Annotated in this window: 16 protein-coding genes; 13 read left to right on the forward strand and 3 right to left on the reverse strand. The window is 51.7% G+C overall.

Annotated features, from left to right (window positions below; translation table 11 throughout):
* Positions 1-2 precede the first annotated feature (2 nt).
* Entirely contained in the window at positions 3-428 is a 426-nt protein-coding gene (locus FH603_RS22545; protein WP_186740278.1) for a MarR family winged helix-turn-helix transcriptional regulator, read from the reverse strand.
* A gap of 245 nt (positions 429-673) precedes the next feature.
* On the opposite strand from FH603_RS22545, the gene FH603_RS22550 reads away from it, so the two are divergent.
* The 11 genes from FH603_RS22550 to FH603_RS22600 all read left to right on the forward strand — a co-directional run bounded on the left by FH603_RS22550 (position 674) and on the right by FH603_RS22600 (position 15157).
* Positions 674-1060 (forward strand): hypothetical protein, encoded by a 387-nt coding sequence (locus FH603_RS22550; RefSeq protein WP_186740280.1) that lies wholly within the window; start codon positions 674-676, stop codon positions 1058-1060.
* Positions 1061-1236: 176 nt separating this feature from the next.
* Positions 1237-3531 carry an efflux RND transporter permease subunit gene (locus tag FH603_RS22555; protein WP_186740289.1) on the forward strand — a complete coding sequence of 765 codons (2295 nt, stop codon included), beginning with the start codon at positions 1237-1239 and terminating at the stop codon, positions 3529-3531.
* A 22-nt stretch (positions 3532-3553) separates the two neighbouring features.
* On the forward strand, positions 3554-4444 hold the full coding sequence (locus FH603_RS22560) for a YitT family protein (RefSeq protein ID WP_186740292.1): 891 nt from the start codon (positions 3554-3556) through the stop codon (positions 4442-4444).
* A 243-nt stretch (positions 4445-4687) separates the two neighbouring features.
* Complete coding sequence (locus FH603_RS22565; RefSeq protein ID WP_186740294.1) at positions 4688-5938, forward strand: cation:proton antiporter; 1251 nt, start codon at positions 4688-4690, stop codon at positions 5936-5938.
* A 218-nt stretch (positions 5939-6156) separates the two neighbouring features.
* A complete protein-coding gene (locus FH603_RS22570; protein ID WP_186740296.1) occupies positions 6157-6513 on the forward strand; it encodes a hypothetical protein in 357 nt (118 codons plus the stop codon).
* Between the two features lie 117 nt (positions 6514-6630).
* Positions 6631-7161 carry a ferritin gene (locus FH603_RS22575; protein ID WP_186740300.1) on the forward strand — a complete coding sequence of 177 codons (531 nt, stop codon included), beginning with the start codon at positions 6631-6633 and terminating at the stop codon, positions 7159-7161.
* 167 nt (positions 7162-7328) lie between these two features.
* Positions 7329-8465: a formylglycine-generating enzyme family protein gene (locus FH603_RS22580; protein ID WP_186740302.1), complete on the forward strand. Its 1137-nt coding sequence runs from the start codon at positions 7329-7331 to the stop codon at positions 8463-8465.
* Positions 8466-8488: 23 nt separating this feature from the next.
* The gene (locus tag FH603_RS22585; protein ID WP_186740305.1) at positions 8489-10066 is read left to right on the forward strand and encodes a sulfatase family protein; all 1578 of its coding nucleotides are present in this window, start codon (positions 8489-8491) and stop codon (positions 10064-10066) included.
* A gap of 52 nt (positions 10067-10118) precedes the next feature.
* Entirely contained in the window at positions 10119-11630 is a 1512-nt protein-coding gene (locus FH603_RS22590; protein WP_186740307.1) for a DUF1593 domain-containing protein, read from the forward strand.
* Between the two features lie 164 nt (positions 11631-11794).
* A complete protein-coding gene (locus FH603_RS22595) occupies positions 11795-14356 on the forward strand; it encodes a TonB-dependent receptor (protein WP_186740309.1) in 2562 nt (853 codons plus the stop codon).
* 84 nt (positions 14357-14440) lie between these two features.
* A complete protein-coding gene (locus tag FH603_RS22600) occupies positions 14441-15157 on the forward strand; it encodes an outer membrane lipoprotein-sorting protein (protein ID WP_186740311.1) in 717 nt (238 codons plus the stop codon).
* Positions 15158-15220: 63 nt separating this feature from the next.
* Here the strand turns inward: FH603_RS22600 and FH603_RS28995 are convergent, their stop codons facing one another.
* Entirely contained in the window at positions 15221-15343 is a 123-nt protein-coding gene (locus FH603_RS28995; protein ID WP_262891312.1) for a hypothetical protein, read from the reverse strand.
* A 242-nt stretch (positions 15344-15585) separates the two neighbouring features.
* Between FH603_RS28995 and FH603_RS22605 the strand changes: the two genes are divergently transcribed.
* Together FH603_RS22605 and FH603_RS22610 are read left to right on the forward strand one after the other, a co-directional pair.
* Entirely contained in the window at positions 15586-16185 is a 600-nt protein-coding gene (locus tag FH603_RS22605; protein ID WP_186740313.1) for a phosphatase PAP2 family protein, read from the forward strand.
* Positions 16186-16279: 94 nt separating this feature from the next.
* Complete coding sequence (locus FH603_RS22610) at positions 16280-16711, forward strand: hypothetical protein (protein ID WP_186740315.1); 432 nt, start codon at positions 16280-16282, stop codon at positions 16709-16711.
* Between the two features lie 150 nt (positions 16712-16861).
* Here the strand turns inward: FH603_RS22610 and FH603_RS22615 are convergent, their stop codons facing one another.
* Entirely contained in the window at positions 16862-17194 is a 333-nt protein-coding gene (locus tag FH603_RS22615; RefSeq protein WP_186740317.1) for a hypothetical protein, read from the reverse strand.
* Between the last annotated feature and the right edge of the window lie 266 nt (positions 17195-17460).

Genomic DNA, 17460 nt, shown 5'->3' on the forward strand with positions numbered 1-17460 from the left:
GGTTACTGTTTTCTGATTTTATCCAGGAGCGTATTCATTATATTGACTTCTTCGTCGGTTAGCGGGCTTACAATGGATTCAAGATCCTTAAACTCACTGGCTACCTTCTCAACAAACTGGTGGGATTCTTCCGTTAGCCGGAGCATCACCCGTCGGCGGTTTTGCGGGTCAACCTCACGCACTACCAGGTTCTTGGCAACCAGCCGATCGGTTAGCCGGGTCATATCTGAGTTCAGATCGTCCATTTTGGCTTTTAACTCGCCCGCTGCCAGACTATCGGGGTAAACCTCAGACAGCCGGCGCAGGGCCACATATTGTTGTACCGACAGATCGAACGGTGCCAGCTTTTGCTGGAAGAAATTGACGATATATCCATCAGTCTTGTGCAGGTTGGAAATTAGTCGGTGGTACTCGTTACGGTAGTTCATGGCGTCTTCTTTATAGGAACCGGGACAAATATCTAACACAAATTTGTTTAAACAAATTTCGTTTAGACAAATTTAATCTGTATTCTTGTCGCCTTCATTGGTTACGCACGCTTCGTGGTTCCTGCGTGTTTCAGAAACCAGTTGGCGATCAGGAATTTAGATGGGCGTCCTGCTCAGGCGGGAGGGGAGAGCGTTGGAAAACGGTTGTTCTTCCCGAGAAATAAAGCGTACTTTACTTATCTATCATGGGAAAGAAGGTTCCATATATCGGGCAGGCAATAAAATGGATAGGGGGCTTACTTGCCGTCTGGCTGTTGGTGCTGTTGCCTATCCGGGCCATCGACTCATCGTCGGTTCCGGCAAGGCAGCTCTATACCCTGTCTGTCGATACTCCAAGTGTTGACGACCAATCGGACTTCTCGTCGTTGGTCTATGGCTACGAAGCGGTGGCGCTGGTTGGTCCGCATGCAGGGTTTTCGTTTTTGCCTTCGCTGCTTGTCTTACCCTGGGTACTGTCGGCCTTTTACTGGTTGAAGGGCATTGCCTTACCGGGCCGACGTCATGATTCTTATTTTTCGTTCGGCTTTCTGCTCCCCATCTTCGAGCATCAGATTGCCATCAACGCGCCCTGACGCGGTTTCTTTTTCAATTTTTTATGACCAGACAGAACGATCGTTCGTCGGTCAAGCGGTATTCTCATCACTCCCGTCTCGTTGTTAAATCAGGTTCTATCGTTATTCCGGTTGCTTTTCATGACCGGATTGCCTGAGAACCTGTTGTTCAGCAACCGCCGTTTTCTACTCGTCCTATGTGGTCCTATGTTGCCCGTGCCATTCTTTCTTATCGCCCTTTCTGGCTGGGTCTGCTCGTTTTGTTAACCGGTTTGATGGCTTATTTCGGTACCCGCCTGCAACTCTCTTACCAGGTTGCCCGGGTATTGCCTCTGTCCGATTCAACCCAGCAGCAATATGATCGTTTCCGGCAGCGCTTCGGTGCCGACGGTACGCTCATGGTCGTTGGCTGGCAAAGTGACCGCTGGTTCGATTTGCCTGTTTATCAGGGCTGGTATGACATGACCGACCGCGTGGGTAAACTGCCGGGCGTGAAGCAGGTACTGTCGACAACGCGGCTGTATACACTCGGAAAAAACGGGGAAAGCTGGACGGTGAATCCATTGATCCGGCAGCGCCCAAAAACGCAGCTGGCGGTCGATAGTTTGAAAGAACAGGTGCTGTCGCTGCCTTTTTACGAAGGGCTGCTCTTCAACCCGGAAACGAAGGCTACGCTGATGGCCATTTCCTTCGATGAGCGAAAGCTCAACTCGCGCGACCGGATCGAACTGGTAGAAACCATCCGGCGCTACGGGCAGGCGTTTGCCGGGAAAAACCATGTCGACCTGCATTACTCCGGTTTGCCGTCCATTCGAACGGAGGTGATGAAGAAGGTCTCCCGCGAAATGAAACTGTTCATGGGGCTGGCTGCGGGCGTAACGGGCCTGATGGTCTGGTTGCTGTTCCGGTCGGGCCGGGTGGTCTGGCTGTCCATGACGGTCGTGGCTATCGGTGTTTGCATTGCGGTGGGAACGCTGTCTCTCTTCGGGTATGACATTACGCTGCTAACCGGTTTGCTACCGCCCCTGCTCATTGTGATCGGGGTGCCAAACTGCGTGTTCCTGGTTAATAAATACCACGAAGAACTGGCGCAGCACGGCGACAAACAACGGGCGCTGGAGATGATGATCTCGCAGATCGGGCTTTCGGCGCTGCTGGCCAACGTAACTACAGCGATTGGATTTGGGGTGTTTTACTTCACCAATAGCCGGATGCTGATGGAGTTTGGCGTGGTGGCGGCTATCAGCGTTATGGCGGTCTACCTGGTGTGCCTGGTGCTGATTCCGATCCTGCTCAGCTACCTGCCCGTACCCAGGCCAGCGCAGCTACAGACGTTGCAGGGAGGGCGCTGGCGGAGTTTGCTCACGCAGATCGATCACCTGGTGCATCATCGTCGCAAACTGATCTATGGCATTATTGCCATCGTAACGCTGGGGAGCGCCTTTGGCCTGACCCGCATTCGGGTGGAGGGGTATGTGGTCGATGACCTGCCCAAGAACGACCCGGTCTACACCGACCTGCGGTTCATTGAGAAGCAGTTCAAAGGTGCCCTGCCGCTGGAGGTAATGATCGATACCGGCACCCCCAATGGGGTAACGGGCAATGCGGGCCGGGCGCTGTACAAAATACGGGCTATGGAACGGATCATGGACGATTATCCGGAGTTTTCCAAACCCAACTCGCTGGTCGACGCTATCCGGTTTGCCTACCAGACTTACCGGGGTGGTAATCCGCGCTATTATGTGCTGCCGCCCGCTATGGAGCTGAAAAAGCTCGTTGGCGATACTCCGCTGACGGGAAAAAGCTCATCGCTGGCACCATCGTTTCTGGACTCGGCCCGGCAGGTTACGCGCGTAAGCTACCAGATGGCCGATGTGGGTTCCATTCGGCTGAAAGCGTTGCTGGCCCGTCTGCGGCCCCGGCTGGACTCGCTCTTTGCCGGAACGCCCTACAAGGTTAGCCTGACCGGTCATAGCCTGGTTTTCCTTCAGAGCAACGATTATTTATTGGGTAACCTATACGAGAGTTTACTGCTGGCCATTGGACTGATTGCGCTGGTGGGGATGATCCTGTTTCGGTCGGTCCCGATCATCCTGCTGTCGAAGCTACCGTGTTTGATTCCACTGGTAGTAACTGCGGGTATCATGGGCTATACCGATATCGCTTTCAAACCATCGACGATTTTGATCTTTAGCATCGCTTTCGGGCTGGCTTCAGATGGCACGGTCTATTTCCTGACCAGCTATCGACGTCAGCTTCAGCTGGGCTTTGAGCCATCGGCTGCCATTACACAGGCGATTCACGAAACGGGGATAAGCCTGATCTATACTGCCCTGATCCTGGCGGGTGGATTTGGGGTTTTTGCTGTTTCCGGCTTTGGCGGAACGGCGGCCCTGGGGGTGCTCGTTGCCACGACTGTATTAATGGCCTGCCTGACCAATCTGGTCCTGCTGCCTGCGCTATTACTGACTTTAAAACGCTATCGCGTATGAACACATTTAAGAACAAACGGGTATGGTTTCGCAAACAACTGTTGTCTCTTCGTCTCAGTCTCATATCCAGCGTTTGAAAGATATGGCTTTCCTGTGTGCCGGAGTGCTGTGTGCCGGTATGGGGCTAAAGGGCTTTTTACTGCCCAATAATTTCATCGATGGGGGTGCCATGGGTATTGCCCTGCTGCTGGAAATTACCACTGGCGTTGACCTGGCCTTGCTGGTCATCCTCGTCAATATTCCCTTCATCTGGATGGGCTATCGTCAGATCTCGACGGGTTTTGCCATCCGGACCATTATTGCCATTAGCCTGCTGGCGTTCTGTCTGGTCGTTGTCCCTTACCCGGTTGTAACGACCGATAAACTGCTGATTTCGGTATTCGGCGGCTTTTTCCTGGGTGCTGGTATTGGTCTGGCCATTCGCGGAGGGGGGGTGCTGGACGGCACCGAAGTACTGGCCATCTGGATCAGCCGCCGGTCGGCGCTAACCGTTGGCGATGTGATCATGGTCATCAACGTGCTGGTATTCGGCGCGGCTGCCGTGCTCCTGAACATCGAAACGGCCCTCTACGCCATGCTGACTTACCTGTCGGCTTCCAAAACAGTGGATTTTCTGATTCATGGTATTGAAGAATATACCGCTGTCATCATCATTTCGGACCATCATCAAGCCATTCGGCATATGATCACCGAGGATATGGGGCGGGGCGTCACTGTTTTCAAGGGCGAGAAAGGCTACGGAAAACGAGGCCATAGCCAGCAGGATACCAACATTCTGTATGCGGTTGTTACCCGGCTCGAACTGACTCGCCTGAAGGATCGCATCAACCGCATTGACGATAAAGCTTTCATTGTCAATCACGGCATCGACGACACAAAAGGCGGTATGGTAAAAGGAAGACCGCTGCACTAAACCCCTTTCTAACGACGCAAGAATCGTCGGCATCAATCACTGGTCGTATAGGGATAACGGTATGTTTTAGTAGCATGCCGTTACCACTATACGACCAGTCATTTGAAAACCCTTCACTAGTCTGGGTGTTATCTAAGTTCTAATAATCAATGGTGTATAGCGGTATATGCTGATGTCCGGCGGGTGCGAAGCACTGCCGGCAGGGAGGCTTATATACTGATCTGAAGCGCCGAATAAATGCATATGGGATCGTATAATTTGTGGCTGGTCATTGTGGCCGTGGCTATTTTGGCGGTAGCCTGGCTACCCTCTTTGTTAAAAGAATACCCGCTTTCCTACCCGATTCTGTTCGTAATTGGGGGCTGGCTGCTGTACCAGTTACCCCTGCCGTTGCCAGACCCCTCGCCTTTACTGTACCCTGAGCTTACTACCCATTTGACAGAACTGTGTGTGATTATTGCGCTGACGGGGACAGGGCTGAAGATAGACCGGCGTTTTAGCCTGCGCGGGTGGCGGTTACCTATCCGCTTAGTGTGGCTGACGATGGTGGTGACCATTGCTGTCTTTGCCGTGATCGCCTGGGGATGGGCCGGTTGGCCGCTCGCGTCGGCCTTGCTGCTGGCTGCTGGTCTGGCCCCTACCGATCCGGTGCTGGCGGGCGATGTGCAGGTAGGCGACCCCAACGAAGGCGGAGAAGATTCGGTCCGGTTTGCGCTTACGGCAGAGGCTGGCCTGAACGATGGTATGGCGTTTCCGTTCGTGTATCTGGCCATCACGCTGGCCCAGTCGGCGGTGACGTCAACGGCCGAACTGACGCATTGGGCGCTTTATGACCTGGCTTATCGGGTGGGCGTAGGCGTGCTGGGCGGCTGGCTATCGGGCCAGTTGCTGTCTTACCTGATTTTTGGCCTGCCACAGCGGATCAGTATCAAAACTACAGCGTATGGCTTCGTGGCGCTGGCCGTAACCCTGATCAGTTACGGACTTACCGAACTGGCTCATGGCTACGGATTTCTGGCGGTATTCATCGCTGCCATCACCATACGAAGCCGGGAGCGTACCCATGAGTACCATACCTATATGCACGCCTTTACCGACCAGATCGAACGGCTTCTTATTGCCTTGCTGCTGCTGTTGTTCGGTGGGGCTATTGCTAAAGGAATACTCCTGCCTTTAACCTGGCAGGATGCCGTGCTGGGTCTGTTGCTGGTACTTATTATTCGTCCGCTGGGTGGCTGGCTCACGTTATGGCGCACCGGCGCACGCGGCCTCAAGCGCTGGATCATTGCCAGTTTCGGGATTCGGGGTATCGGCTCCCTGTTCTATATCGCGTTCGGTTTGCAACACGCTTCGTTTGCTGATCCGGCGCGCATCTGGGCGCTGACGGGCTGGACAATTCTCATCTCCGTATTCCTGCATGGGATTTCATCGACACCCGTAATGAAGCGTCTGGACCGCCGGACAACTTCTGCATCGGACCCTGTGAACTCCTGAGCCGACGCTGTGGGTCTGGCCTGAAAAGCGTCCAGCCGGCTAATGAACCAGTACATGATTTAACGTTGGCTGGACGTGTACAGACGAGTTGAATGGGAGACGAACGGAACGGATACCCATTACCAGGGTGAAAACGGCGACAACGGCAAGAAAAGTAATTTAGAATTTGTCTAAATCAACTGTCTGTCTTTATCTTTGTCGCATCAGCCAGCCTTGTCATGCTCGTGAGTGATTTGCCAAATTCGTATCAGGAAGTATTCAAAACCAGCCGGGGTGCCGTTTATCAGTGTGACGCATCGAACCGGCTGATCCTTGCCTTTTGGGATACCTTTACGCCGATGTCTTCGCGGGATTTCGCGCAGTTTCGGCGTATGGTCGATACGGTAGATGTCCGGCAAATGGCGCTCAGTACCGACGCTGCCGACGATGTCGAAATACTGACTCCCCCGCGTTCTGAGCGCTGTTATGTCCTGACGCTTTGCGAAGTAATTCATCTGCGTGAGCTACTGGGCGGAGCACAGGCCATGCTCGACCTGAACAGTCTGCTGCGGGAGTGCGGTTGTCGTCTGTCGTAATTCATTCGTTTACAGGCTATACTGACGTGTGTAATTCTAAACGAGCTGTATGGCCAGACACTTTTTTGTTGTTAATTTAGAGCATCACCCATCACTGATTCACAAGAAACCACTACTATGAAAGATTTGGCAAGACTTCGTACCCCAATCAAAGAAAGCGTTGAGTTAGCGCTGAATCAGCAGATTCAGATGGAGATGGTTTCATCGTCCAGGTACCTGGCTATGGCTGGCTGGTGCGACCGAAACGGGTTCGACTATAGTGCGGGTTTCTTCTATAAACAGTCGGAAGAAGAGCGCGAACATGCCATGAAGTTTTTCCACTACCTCAACGACCAGGGAGCTACGTCCATTTCTCCGGAGATTCCGCCCGTTCAGCAGGAGTTCGATACGTTACGGTCGATCTATGAAGGCGCGCTGGAGCAGGAAATTGCCGTAACGGATTCCATCAACCGCATTGTCGCCATTTGCCGTCGCGAAAGTGATTTCGTCACCGAAGAGTTGCTGAAGTGGTACATAAAGGAACAAATGGAAGAAGAGTACATCGCCCGGCGTTGTATCGAACTGTTTGGTCAGATTCCTGCCGATCAGATCTTTGAACTGGACAAACAGTTGTCCGAAGTATCGTACGATGGCAACGCCTTCGAATAATATAAATCTACCCTGAATGAAGGTCAGCGCTCAACGCGCTGGCTTTTTTTGTGCCTTACCAAACTCGGCGGGCTTTGTACAGTAGAAACTACCCTGATCCAGCCTTGTTACGCGACGTGTCTGGGTGAAGACACGCAACGAAATTGAGGTTGAAACATAAGCGTATCATGCCTTTACGCTCCTTACTGATGGGCTCGATCATTGTTGCGAGCTGCCTTAGTGCCTGTGTTCCGCGCCGGGCCGACGACAAAACGCTGACGTCCCAAACCGATACCGCGCCCATCGCGACCTGTCACACAACCGCCGTGCCGACGCGGTTTGCCTCGGTGAAAAGCGACCAGACGGCGGGTGGTGTCAATAAAGCCAGTCGGTCTGGTATGGTATTCATTCCGGCGGGTCGGTTTCTGATGGGGGCCGACGACAACCAGAGTCGGCCAGACGAATCGCCAATGCATCCGGTTTCGGTAGACGGGTTCTGGATGGATGCGACGGAAGTGACGAATGCCCAGTTTCGGGCGTTTGTAGAGGCAACGGGTTACGTGACAACGGCGGAGCAAAAACCTGACTGGGAAGAACTTCGTAAACAACTGCCGCCCAACACACCCAAACCCGCAGATAACCTCTTCGTCGCCAGTTCGCTGGTGTTCACACCTCCTTCGCAACCCGTTTCACTGCGCGATTATGGCCAATGGTGGCAGTGGGTGCCGGGTGCCGACTGGCAACATCCCGAAGGGCCCCGCAGCTCGATCGAAGGCAGGGATGAGTATCCGGTGGTACAGGTTTCCTGGGACGATGCGGTGGCTTATGCCCGATGGGCCGGGAAGCGGTTACCTACTGAAGCCGAGTGGGAATGGGCCGCGCGGGGCGGTCTGTCACAGGCGGTATACCCCTGGGGCAATGAACCCATCGAGTCCGGTAAAGCCAAAGCCAACGCCTGGCAGGGGCGGTTTCCCGTGCAAAACATGGTCAGCGATGGGTTTGAGCGGGCGGCTCCGGTGCGGTCGTTTCCAGCCAATGGCTACGGATTGTTCGACATGGCGGGCAACGTATGGGAGTGGTGCCGCGACTACTACCGGGCCGATTATTATGAGCAGCTGGCACAGCAGAACGATATCAGAAATCCGCAGGGACCAGCCCAAAGTTACGATCCACAGGAACCCACCGTTTCCAAACGGGTTATGCGGGGTGGCTCTTTTTTATGTAATGATTCCTATTGTACCAGTTACCGAACAGCCGCCCGTATGAGTTCCAGCCCCGATACGGGCCTCTCGCATACGGGTTTTCGCTGTGTTGCCTCCCGATAGCACAAGACCTTAACGAATAAGTCATGAATAAAAAGATTGTTTTTGGCTCCCTACTCGGGGTCGTTGTTACAGCAGCTTTGCTGGTAACTATACCCGCTTACAGGCCTAAGCCAGCGGTAAACCCTGCCGCCGAACGGCCTAACATTATCTTTATCATCACAGACGATCATACGTCTCAGGCCATCAGTGCCTACGGGAGTAAGTTGATGAAAACACCCAACATCGACCGGATTGCCAGTGAAGGCGCTATTCTCTATAATAACGTAGTTACCAACTCGATCTGCGGGCCGAGCCGGGCCACGCTGCTGACGGGTAAGTTTAGCCACATGAACGGCTACAAGTTCAACGAGCGTCAGTTCGATGTAAACCAGGCCGTTTTTCCAGAAGAGCTTCAGAAGAACGGCTACCAGACGGCCTGGATCGGGAAAATGCACCTGGGTAGTCTGCCACACGGATTCGACTACCTCAACGTGTTGCCGGGACATGGCAGTTACTACAACTCCGATTTTATTGATTCCAACAACAAGACAACCCGGCGTCCCGGCTACGTAACGAATGTGGTGACGCAACTGTCGACCGACTGGCTCAGCCAGCGCGACACATCGAAGCCGTTTTTTCTGGTAGTCGGTCATAAAGCCACCCACCGCGAGTGGCTTCCCGATCTGCCTGATCTGGGGTCGTTCGACGACGTTACCTTTCCGTTGCCCCCCACCTTCTACGACGATTATAAAGGGCGCGTAGCGGCTCAGAAACAGGATATGACCATCGATAAGACCATGATCCTGAGCAATGATCTGAAAGTACATGCCGACTATGAAAGCAAAGCCGGTCAGGGATCGTATAGTCGGTTTACGCCCGAGCAGAAAGCCGCGTTCTATGACTATTACGAAAATAAGGTCAGTAAGGAGTTCGACCGGAAGAAGTTGAGCGGCAAAGCACTGGCGGAGTGGAAATACCAGCGCTACATGAAAGATTACCTGGCCACGGCGCGGTCGCTGGACCGCAACATTGGTACGTTGCTGGCCTATCTGGACAAAACCGGACTGGCCAAAAATACCGTCGTTATCTATACCTCCGATCAGGGTTTTTACCTGGGTGAGCACGGCTGGTTCGACAAGCGGTTCATTTATGAAGAGTCGCTGAAAACGCCCTTCGTTATCCGCTATCCCGGCGTTATCAAACCCGGTACCAAAGTAGAGAGCCTGGTATCCAATATCGACTGGGCACCCACGGTGCTGAACCTGACGGGAACCGCCATCCCTAAAGAAATTCAGGGTAAATCGTTTCTGCCGCTGCTGACCGGCCAGAAAACACCCTGGCGACAGCAGGCCTACTACCACTACTATGAATACCCGCAGCCCCATCACGTGGCTCCCCATTTCGGCCTGCGTACCAGCCAGTATACCCTGGCCCGTTTCTACGGTCCCGACGACTTCTGGGAATTGTATGACATCAGGAAAGACCCGCAGAACCTGAACAACCTATACGGGAAAAAGGGATACGAAAAGGTTACCGTCGACCTGAAGCAGCAGTTGAAAGAGCAGATCGTCCAGTACAAGGATGAGGAAGCGTTGAAACTGGTGCAGGATAAGGCTCAATAAGGAGTAGGGTGTTTCAAATCCGTATCTTCGCCCGTTTAATCCCCCCACTCTTATGAAAGTCCGATTGCTTCTGGCCCTGCTGGTAACCGTTGTTTGCCCATTGCTTCATGCCCAGACGGCCAACCCGCCGTCTGCCAAACCACGTACTGTCGTTACCACCGATGGTGAAGTGGACGATGTCGATACGTTTGTCCGGTTGCTGCTCTATGCCAACGAGTTCGATATTGTGGGACTGGTTTACAGTAGTTCGCAGTGGCATTATAAAGGTGACGGCAAAGGCACAACGATGACGTCGGAAATGCCATCCACCGCCGAGCGGTATGGCAAACGAACCGACCTCCGCTGGCCCGGTACGACCTGGATGCAGGCATACATCGATAAATATGCCCAGGTGTATCCCAACCTGAGCAAGCATGCCCCCGGATACCCAACACCCGAAAAACTCCAGCGTCTGGTCAAGGTCGGTAACATCGATTTTGAGGGTGAGATGAGCACCGACACCGAAGGCTCGGACTTTATCAAAAAAATTCTGCTCGATAACGACCCCAGTCCGGTCTATCTGCAAATATGGGGTGGCACCAACACCGTAGCCCGGGCCCTCAAGTCCATCGAAAATACCTATAAAAATACCGCAGACTGGCCGACTATCGCCAAAAAGGTGTCTGACAAGGCTGTGATCTATGCGGTTCTCGATCAGGATGCGACCTATCAAAAATACATTGCGCCCAACTGGCCGACGATCAAAGTGCTCTACAACTCCGACCAGTTCTGGAGCTTTGCCTACCTGTGGCCCCGCGTGGTGCCTGCTGAGCTGAAACCCTATCTGGGTGGGGCGTGGTTTGCCGAGCAGATCAAGTTCGGGCATGGTCCGCTGCTCGACGCTTATTACCTGTGGGGCGATGGCCGCCAGCTACCCGGCGACCCCGAACACACACATGGCGACATGGCAGAAGCGAAAAAGTACGACCGCAGCCAGTATGATTTTATTTCCGAAGGTGACTCGCCGGCTTTCTTCTACCTGATCGATGTGGGCCTGCGGAGTATGGACGACATTTCGTACGGCGGCTGGGGTGGACGGATGGTTCGGTCGGCTTCGAATCCATACCGCTGGGAGGACGGTAAAGGCGTCACCGATTACAATCCGTTTACGAAAAAGCAGGATGCCGCCTATCCACAAACACGCTGGATTCCGGTGCTGCAAAACGATTTTGCCGCCCGTGCCGACTGGTGCGTGAAGTCGTACAAAAAAGCCAACCACCCGCCGGTTGTTAAACTCAGCCATAGCGCACTGCTCTCGGCGAAGCCCGGTCAGGCCGTTTTTCTGAGCGGCTCTGCTACCGATCCTGACGGTGACGCGCTCACCTACAACTGGTGGCAGTATGACGAAGTTGGGACGTATAAAGGGAAAGTTAAGCTCGTCAATGCCGACAAACAAAAGGCTTCGTTCACGGTGCCCGCCGATGCCGCTAGCGGTGAAACGATTCACCTGATTCTGGAAGTGACCGACGCCCGAACGCCCCAACTGACCCGCTACCAGCGCGTTATTGTCACTACCAACAACTGATGCTTATTGGATTCCTGGGGCTGGTGAGGCCGTTTTTTTTCGCTCATCGTAAGCCGTTCGTCGCTCATTAACCCGCGTCCATCCGGTTGTTTCGTGCCTTTATCCGCTTTCATTTTCGGGCGTCTGTTCCTGGATACACCTTTGTAGTGTCCAAGCACAAGTCCATGAAAACTAAAATTTTACTTCTTGCCACCTCGTTATTAACCGCCAGTTTATTTACCCCGGCCCAGGCTCAGTTTCCTATGGGGGGCGGTACGGCTCAACCGAAAGCGCTGCCCGGTACGGCGGGTGACCAGAGTCCTAAAGGCACCGCCCGAATAACGGGCTCTGTCGTCGATTCGACGCAGGCGAAAGCGATTGAGTTTGCCAGCATCGCGCTGTATAACAAAACCACCGGAAAGGCCGTAGACGGAACGGTGGCGGATGATAAAGGTAAATTCGCCCTGACGAAGCTCGTTGCCGGCGATTACCGGGTTCTGATTACGTTCGTCGGGTTTCGTAACAAAACCATCGAAAGCCTGACCCTGGCCAACGGGCAAAGTCTGGATGTAGGCACGATAAAACTGAGTTCAAGTACGAAAACACTCGATGAGGTGACCGTGACCGGACAGGCTGCCATGATCGAGGAGAAAGTAGACCGGCTGGTTTACAATGCCGACAAAGACATTACCGCCAAAGGGGGAGATGCCACCGATATCCTGCGTAAAGTACCCCTGCTTACGGTCGATCTGGATGGGAACGTGTCCCTGCGCGGTAGCCAGAATATCCGGGTGCTGATCAACAACAAACCGTCTACCATCATTGCCAGCAGCGTGGCCGACGCGCTCAAGCAAATCCCAGCCGATCAGATCAAAACCGTTGAAGTTATCACCAGCCCGTCGGCCAAGTACGACGCTGAAGGGTCGGGCGGTATTATCAACATCATCACCAAAAAGAACAGTTTGCAGGGCCTCAACCTCAACGTCGATTCAGGCGTGGGTAACCGGGGGTCGCTGCTGTCGCTCAACGGCGGCTACCGCAAGGGTAAAGCGGGCTTCACGCTGGGTGGTTTCGGCCGGGCTATGTACAACACCATCACCAAAACATCGCTCGAACAGACAAGCGTAGTCGGCGGAGTGTCGACGCTGACCCGCCAGACGGGCGATGGTGACAGCCGGGGGTTATTTGGTCAATACAACCTTGGTTTCGATTACGACCTGGCCAAAAACCAGAGTCTGACGGCGGGGGTACGGTATGGCGTTCGGAACATGATCAGCCAGCAGGACCTGGTTACGCGTCTTTTCACCAACGGAACGCCTGGCTCTGTCTCCAACCGGAATGTGGAGTCGAAGAACCTGTCGGGTACCGTCGACATGAACCTCGATTACCTGCATACCTTCAAACCCCAGCAGGAGTGGAGCATCTCGACCCTCTACAGCCGCAACGACCTGACCAATAACTTCGACGCCGATCTGCTCAACGGCTCCGAGGCCCTCACCGGCCGTCAGCGGAACCTGAATAAAAACGTCAATCAGGAGTTCACCCTCCAGACCGATTACCAGACGCCTATCAAAAAAAATCAGTTGATCGAGTTTGGGGCTAAAGGGATTTTCCGGGAGGTGAACAGCGATTACCAGTACCTGCTGGCCGGGCCAACGGGTGGGTTCACGACAGAGAACAATGGTACCCTGGGGTCCTTACTGTACCACCAGAACATTGCGGCCGGCTACACCTCGTATACCTACACCACTAAGAAACGGTATACACTGAAGGGGGGACTGCGCTACGAACACACCTTTATCGACGCCAGTACGAAAGAAGACGGGCCTATCGGTATCGGTAACTATGGCGTGCTGGTGCCCAGCCTGAATGCCTCGAAGACCATCAAAGGCACCACCGTAAAACTGGCCTACAACCGCCGGATTCAGCGGCCCGGCCTGCAACAGCTGAACCCAAACTTCAACGCGGCTAACCCGCAGAACATCACCATCGGTAACCCGGCCCTGCGGCCTGAGTTAACCAATAACTTTGAGCTGGGCCTGAGCAAGACCATCAAAAAGACGTTTGTCAATGCTACGTTCTTCGGGCGGGTAACCAACAACGCCATCACGCAGATACGGGAACCGTCGGATACGCTGGTGGGAGCTATCGTTACCACCTACCAGAACATTGGCCGCCAGTACACCTATGGGACTAACACGTTTGCCAATGTGGCCATAACCTCAAAAATCAACGTGGGCGTGTTTCTGAATTTCTTCTACACCAGCCTGACCGGGCAAACGACCGGCGTCGATGGGTTGTCTCAGGAACTGACCAATACCGGGTTCAACCTGAGTGGGGGTTCGTTCGCATCGGCACAATTCAAGAATGGCTGGGGGGCGCAGGCCTTCGGGTTCATGCAGGGGACGCAGGTGCAGTTACAGGGTACCCAGGGCGGCTTCGGATTCTACACGGTGGGCGTCAAGAAAGAGTTTGCCAACAAGAAGGGTAGCGTAGGTCTGGCCGCCGAAAACTTCCTGACCAGCCGGTTCAATATCCACACCGTGCTCAACTCGCCCCAGTTCAATCAGGTGAACGACGTATATCTTTATAACCGGGGTGTTCGGGTAACTTTCACCTATAAAATCGGGAAAATGACGATGGACGCGCCCCGCAAGAAAGCCAAGTCGGTTAATAACGATGACGTAAAAAGCGACGGAGCTGGTCAGGCTCCGGCGGCTGGTGGCGGAGGAACGCCCCGGCAGTAAGGCCAGACCGGATTTTACCGTTCAGCCCGTATCTTGCTTTCCTGAATCAATCTTACCTACCAACTAAAACAAAAACCAATTCGAATGAAAACGAACAGAATACTGACGGCTACGCTGGCTGTCTTTGCCTCAGTAGGTGCTTATGCCCAAACCGTAGACGACATTGTCGACAAACACGTGGCTGCTCTTGGCGGCATGGATAAGCTAAAAGGCGTAACGACGCTGGTTACCGAGCGGTCACTGTCGGTGCAGGGCATGGAAATCCCCAGCAAAACCACGATCGTCGTGGGTAAGTCGATGCGCACCGAATCGTCGGTGATGGGCAATTCGATGGTACAGGTCGTTGACGGTTCAACGGGCTGGATGATTCGTCCGGCCATGATGGGCGGCACCGGCGACCCCGAAGACATGCCCGCCGATCAGATCAAGCAGCAGGTCGGCCAGCTCGACCCGTTCGGCCCGCTGGTTGGCTATAAAGAGAAAGGTAATAAAGTGGAGCTGGTGGGTAACGAGAAGGTAGATGGCAAAGACAATTACCACCTCAAAATAACCACGAAAGATGGCCAGGTGATCGATGAGTACCTCGATGCGGCTACGTACATGGTCAGTAAAGTGAAAATGGATATGAACGGCCAGGCAGGAGAAATCGGATTTTCGGACTATAAAGACACTGACGGTATCAAGTTCGCTAACACCATGGAAATTGCCAATGCCCAGATGGGAACGCTGAACATGCTGACGACCAAGATTATGGTCAATCCTAAAGTGGATGACGCTATTTTCAAGAAAGCTGCCAAATAACAGCCGCCATTTTACCTGTGTTCATTACAGAAAGCCATTCTACCCAGAGTGGCTTTCCTGTTTTTAAAAGTGAATTATGGGTAGCTTACTGGTTAAGTAGTTGACATTCAATACGTTTATTTTGTCGGGCTGGGTGGCCGGAGCCATGACAATAACGTGCATAATTTCATTTTTTAAATCATCCATAGTTCACGTTGTTATATAAGTGATGTGGCTGTTGCAAAAGCCGGTTAGGCACTTGGCCAAACGATTCTGCCTGCTATTTCATGGCCTAAAACTATTCATCGTTGGGGATCTTAGCTGGCTCAACAAATAGTTCTGTGACTTTTGCAACAGCCACATCGATTATACGACAGAAGAATTTGTAGGTAAGCTTATGAGCAATAACTCGTCACCTTCTGTTTGGTGGTCACCCCAAGTACTTACTCATGAAAACGGTTTCCCCCTTCATCTACAGAACGGCAAAGGCACTCTCCGTTCTAGGACATCCCCTTCTTACAATTTCTTTATTTGTCCTCTATATAACGTTCCAACAGTTGCCGACCAGAAATGCCATTATCATCTCCGCATTGCTACTGGGTGGAGTAGTCATACCTATCTCATGGTACAACTACCAAAAAGTTAAGCAGAGTCAATACACTAATTTTGATGTGTCAGATCAAAGACAACGCGCTCAATTCTATCCAGTCTTGATTGGGGCAATATCCTTAATGACAGGAATTTTGTTTATTACACATCAACCCCGCCCCTTCTGCTACGGAACTGCCTGCACATTGCTGTTGGTTGTTAGTTCATACGGGGTAAATCGGTATATCAAAGCGTCTTTACATACGTCGCTTTCCTTTTTTCTAACTTGGGCGGTCTATAGTATCAATCAACCTTTGGGATTAATGATGGGGGTTTTCGCAATCTTAATTGGAGCCTCTAGGCTAGTGTTAGGGAGGCACACCTTATTGGAGATCTTGGTAGGGGCATTGATTGGCTTGGTATCCGGGACTGCCTTGTACGGAGCTGCTGTATTAACATAATCACACTTATACAACTTTTAACTATAAATGTAGTTTTAACAGTTAGTTTGTTTATCTTGCTCTTAAAAATCAATACACCTAAATATCATCGGTTATGAAAGGACTCAACTTTAATAGCAGATCATCATTTTTATCAATCTGCTTATCTGCACTTCTCTTATTGGCTTCGTATCAGGAAGCCTCTAGTGTTGATCGTTCGACTGTGGTACAAACCTTAAATGGAAAAGTCATGGTTAAGCTTGAGCCTCATGGTAGCGTCCGAGCTAGGGTGTTCCAAGGTAAAAAATTGCAGTATGAGTTTATTTTAGATCGAGAAACGCAACAAAAGCTACTGACGCAGAACATTGATAGAGCTAATATTTACTTAGTTGGTGAGCATGGAGAGGAATTAATTATTGACGATCTGAAAACACAGAAGCGATTTGTTTTGTCGATGTTTGATCAGGAAAGCAAATTCAAAAATATACCTTCTGCACGAACCCGGCCTATCGTGATAAAAGGGTATTCGGTAAGTTTAATAGACTAGTCTTTTTGTACTTAGCCGGTAAATCAAGTCAGCACTATTTTTGCGCCTTTCTGAGAAAAGTTGATTTACATAAAATTAGTTATACAACAGCTCTGGGGATAGTACTATTGACCTAATTCTTGGAACAAATCTTGAATTGTGTTTTTCAAATTAAAGCTTGCCTTTTTGGTCGGATAAAATTTCCCAAGAACCACTATACTTACGACACATTTGATAAACATCAGTTGCGTTTCCAGGATACACAATCCTCACTAAGAGAACCGTATCTCTATGCATAGCTTTAAACCTAGTGAAGTTAACAATTAGCTGTTTTGGATAGGCTTCTCTAATATCAATGTCTTGCTCTTCTACAACTAAAAGTTTAACCGGTTGGTCATTAAACATTAACCTATAATCTGGCTCAACAATCTTATTTTGAACAACTTTTAAAGGCCGCCTAGGAAAGTATAAAACGGCCGCGCTTATTAATTCTTCATCATCCAAAACTGTTTGTAGAATAGTTAGTGTATCAGTTCTAGATAGTAAGGAATTAGCAACTTCTTTATGATGGCAAGCCATCACACTAACTATTAGAAAACTACTTGCCGAAAGAATAAACCCGTTTTTAATCACTTTCCACTTATTCAGATAGTACAATTATACTAAATCAGAAGCTTCATGTCGTATATTAGTGGGATGAATTACTCGACTAAAATCAAGGAAGACTTGGATTTGTTGCAAACCATTGAAAAACAACAATATAAAGCTCA

The organism is Spirosoma utsteinense (genome assembly GCF_014282275.1).
Taxonomy (GTDB): Bacteria; Bacteroidota; Bacteroidia; order Cytophagales; family Spirosomataceae; genus Spirosoma; species Spirosoma utsteinense.

What these genes read in the sequence shown, in the direction of transcription:
- FH603_RS22610 (WP_186740315.1), top strand. Translation starts at nt 16,280, where the DNA reads ATGAAAGGACTCAACTTTAATAGCAGATCATCATTTTTATCAATCTGC.
- FH603_RS22575 (WP_186740300.1), top strand. Translation starts at nt 6,631, where the DNA reads ATGAAAGATTTGGCAAGACTTCGTACCCCAATCAAAGAAAGCGTTGAG.
- FH603_RS22545 (WP_186740278.1), bottom strand. Translation starts at nt 428, where the DNA reads ATGAACTACCGTAACGAGTACCACCGACTAATTTCCAACCTGCACAAG.
- FH603_RS22570 (WP_186740296.1), top strand. Translation starts at nt 6,157, where the DNA reads ATGCTCGTGAGTGATTTGCCAAATTCGTATCAGGAAGTATTCAAAACC.
- FH603_RS22600 (WP_186740311.1), top strand. Translation starts at nt 14,441, where the DNA reads ATGAAAACGAACAGAATACTGACGGCTACGCTGGCTGTCTTTGCCTCA.
- FH603_RS22605 (WP_186740313.1), top strand. Translation starts at nt 15,586, where the DNA reads ATGAAAACGGTTTCCCCCTTCATCTACAGAACGGCAAAGGCACTCTCC.
- FH603_RS22555 (WP_186740289.1), top strand. Translation starts at nt 1,237, where the DNA reads ATGTGGTCCTATGTTGCCCGTGCCATTCTTTCTTATCGCCCTTTCTGG.
- FH603_RS22580 (WP_186740302.1), top strand. Translation starts at nt 7,329, where the DNA reads ATGCCTTTACGCTCCTTACTGATGGGCTCGATCATTGTTGCGAGCTGC.
- FH603_RS22590 (WP_186740307.1), top strand. Translation starts at nt 10,119, where the DNA reads ATGAAAGTCCGATTGCTTCTGGCCCTGCTGGTAACCGTTGTTTGCCCA.
- FH603_RS22550 (WP_186740280.1), top strand. Translation starts at nt 674, where the DNA reads ATGGGAAAGAAGGTTCCATATATCGGGCAGGCAATAAAATGGATAGGG.
- FH603_RS28995 (WP_262891312.1), bottom strand. Translation starts at nt 15,343, where the DNA reads ATGGATGATTTAAAAAATGAAATTATGCACGTTATTGTCATGGCTCCG.
- FH603_RS22565 (WP_186740294.1), top strand. Translation starts at nt 4,688, where the DNA reads ATGGGATCGTATAATTTGTGGCTGGTCATTGTGGCCGTGGCTATTTTG.
- FH603_RS22560 (WP_186740292.1), top strand. Translation starts at nt 3,554, where the DNA reads ATGGTTTCGCAAACAACTGTTGTCTCTTCGTCTCAGTCTCATATCCAG.
- FH603_RS22585 (WP_186740305.1), top strand. Translation starts at nt 8,489, where the DNA reads ATGAATAAAAAGATTGTTTTTGGCTCCCTACTCGGGGTCGTTGTTACA.
- FH603_RS22595 (WP_186740309.1), top strand. Translation starts at nt 11,795, where the DNA reads ATGAAAACTAAAATTTTACTTCTTGCCACCTCGTTATTAACCGCCAGT.